General features: G+C 65.5%; 2 protein-coding genes. Both read right to left on the bottom strand.

The genetic code is table 11. The features are described from left to right. Positions 1-195: 195 nt before the first annotated feature. Complete coding sequence (gene eccB / locus H7I57_RS33125) at positions 196-1,713, bottom strand: type VII secretion protein EccB (protein WP_264028516.1); 1,518 nt, start codon at positions 1,711-1,713, stop codon at positions 196-198. A 77-nt stretch (positions 1,714-1,790) separates the two neighbouring features. After that, positions 1,791-2,657 (bottom strand): ESX secretion-associated protein EspG, encoded by an 867-nt coding sequence (locus H7I57_RS33120; protein WP_264028515.1) that lies wholly within the window; start codon positions 2,655-2,657, stop codon positions 1,791-1,793. Between the last annotated feature and the right edge of the window lie 215 nt (positions 2,658-2,872).

The raw sequence follows: 2,872 nt of genomic DNA, 5'->3' as shown, positions 1-2,872 counted from the left end.
GGGCCAGCCCGGCACCGCCGGCGGTGCCGGCGGTGCCGGCGGCTCTGCGGCGTGCGCGCCGGTGTCGCGGGGATCACCCTCGCTCGGAGGGTAGCCCGGCTGCTCAGGGGGAAGGTCGCGGTCAGTCACAATCAGATCCTATCAGCGTGTATGTCGTATATCGGCACTAGTTTTTCGACCCTCGATTTATGGCAACTAGCTTCCCGGAGACCTGGTGGGCAGCGCTTCGGCGCCCCCGACGGGAGCGAGCGAGTCGTGCTGGACCAGTGCGTCGGCGCGGGTGAGTGCTGGCCCTGGCGCAAACGCCCGGATCAGCGGCCACGGCGCCTGCTGCGACCTATCCGGGGACACCCCGAGGGCTCTGAATGCGTCGTCGGACAACTCGATGCCAAAGCGGACCCCCTGATCTGAAATCCACCACATCGCTTCGCGCGAGGACGCCGCTGGGGCCGCACTGGTCGTCATCACCAAGTTCGTGGCACCAGGGCCGATGTACACCTGGTCAGCCTCCACCGATTCGGGATCACGAACGCCCTTCGGAAGTTTCACCAGGCGGTTATCGGCAGAGCCGAGCGGGATCGGCAATCCTTGCCCCGACAAGATCGTGACTTCGGCGGCGCGGTCCGTGGCGCCTTTCGACCATGCCAAGCAAGTGGTGGCATTGACGGCAGTGTCCACCAGGCGCAGCCGAGTGGCCGGGTAGAACGACACAGGCAGCTTATCCACCACCGGTATCGGAGCGAGTTTGTCGGGGGCCACCTGAATCGGGGCCACATCGCCGAACGAGTTCGCCGATCGCAATAGTGAAGCAACGAACGGCGAAACCCGTTGCACGCCATCACGTAACAGCACGTACAGCGATTCCGCAGCGTTGGGCTGACCGAGGTCACGCACCGTCAGCACAGACCCAATCACCGCGCCGTCGGCGACATTCCACCGTGACGGTTCCCCTGCCCCCGGAATGGCCGGGCTCACCAGCGGGTCGGTCGCCGGAAGGGCGTCAAAAAGCGGTGGCGACAACGGAATCGGTTCCGGGGCAGTCGTATCGACGCCCAAGGCTAAAGCGACAGCCTTATTGCTGAGGTCAATCTCGGAGCGGTGTCCCTCCCAGATAACATAGGTTCGATTGCCGTAGCGGCCCAGGATGGCATCGGGCATCTGCAGCGGCGCTGACCGCTGGCCCAGCGTCAGTTGGCCAGCGATCGCCGTGACCACAGGTTCCGAGGCGGCCGAGGTCGTCGACGTCGCGGTCGGTGCGGTGTCGCACACCGCCCAGTCCGAGGACGACGCCGTACGGATCGGCATCGCCGCGGGAGCGCCCACGATGCCCACTAGCGGCCCCTGCGGGTACTTCTCCAACTCTGCGGCCTTGACGAACGTGGGGTTGTTCGGCTGGCCTGCGATCAGCCGGGCGCTCATCAGATTCAGCGCCGGGTGTAGTCGACCGTCGACCATCACGTAGACCGCGCCGGTGTCGCGGTCGGCCAAAATGGCCGACTGGCCGACCTGGCCGGCCGGCTTGAACCACGACAGCACGAACATCAGCGCCATGGCCAGCAGTGTGAACATGACCCCGAGGATGAGGGCAGCGCTGCGGCGCTGTTCGGGGTCGTATTCGAGCCGAACGCCGTGATGGCTCAGCGCCGCCGCGTTGCGGCGGTTCCAGAAATAGTGGGCCGTCACCTGCAGCCGCGACGTCAAATTCAGCGCCATATTGCCCACCCTACTAGGGACAATGACCCTAAATCGGCACCAATTTCATGCCCCCCGACATATGTACGCATGGCGTTTTACGCGGCCGCCCGTGGCGCGGAAAGCAGCCCGTAGAGGTCCTCGCGCACGGCGTCTGTGGTGGCCGGCCACAAGCTCAGCCACTGCTTACCGTCTGCCGACGTGCTCGTGGTGATGCTCACGCGGCCAAACTCGGTGTCGGCCACCGTGACCACCCGGGGATGGACATGCTGGGCGATGTCGTGGTCAAGCACCATGGCGACGGCCATGGCCGAGTCGTCCAAGCGTGTCGCCGCAGCCAGGACCTCGGCCTGCTGGGGTTGCAGTCCCAGCCGGCTCATCGCGGCGATCGTGGCGTCTCGCCCTTGCGGGACAGCGGCTTCCAGTGTCGATTGCATCAGGTCGGCGGGGATGTTGACGCCGTCGATGTCAGCGGGTGCGGCCACACCCAGCGCCGGCATCAAGGTTTGGCACATCAAGTCCGCCTGGACTGCGGGGTCATCGGTCTCCCCCACTGCGTCAACGACCATCTCGTTGCCGTCGCGGGCAGCCATCGCCAGCCACCGGCGGTACCGGCACACCACGACCACCCGCTCCTCCACAGTCGGGAGCTCACCGTTGTGGACGGCCTGCCCTGACGGTCGCCGTATGGTCAGGACGGCTTGGCGATCAGGGCGGCCCAGCACGGTCATCCAGTCGCGCACCGGGTCGTCGACCGCGCCACTGGGGGAAATAGCGCCGGCCTGCACCAGGCTCAGATACTCGGCGGTTTCAGCGATCGGGACCGGCCCTGCTGTGGTCTCAACAATCAGTTCGTGATGCACTGACGGAATAAATGGCTTGAGCCGCAACGCTGTTGGCATGGATTCCACCCCCAGCAGCGCCTGCAGTACCCATACGCCCCCGACGGTTGTCGTCAGCGCCATGTCCTATCCCTTCTATCTATTCTTTCGAGCAGCAAAAAGGGGGGCCAACTTCAGTTGGCCCCCCTTTCGGCATTGTCGCTACAGCACCCCTGGTGGGCCGTCCTAGACCATGAACGTCTGGGCAGAGGCCCCGTCCTGGGACACGAAGTCCACACCAGCCTGGTCGGCGGCCTGGCCGTGGCGGTGGATGACTTCCTTGCCCTCGTTGGTGGCGT

The sequence above is a fragment of the Mycolicibacterium pyrenivorans genome (genome assembly GCF_025821625.1).
In the GTDB taxonomy this organism is placed as follows: domain Bacteria; phylum Actinomycetota; class Actinomycetes; order Mycobacteriales; family Mycobacteriaceae; genus Mycobacterium; species Mycobacterium pyrenivorans.
The sequence above is the reverse complement of the archived record's forward strand: the minus strand, read 5'-3'. Positions and strand labels throughout refer to the sequence as shown.

What these genes read in the sequence shown, in the direction of transcription:
- H7I57_RS33120 (WP_264028515.1), bottom strand. Translation starts at nt 2,657, where the DNA reads ATGGCGCTGACGACAACCGTCGGGGGCGTATGGGTACTGCAGGCGCTG.
- eccB (WP_264028516.1), bottom strand. Translation starts at nt 1,713, where the DNA reads ATGGCGCTGAATTTGACGTCGCGGCTGCAGGTGACGGCCCACTATTTC.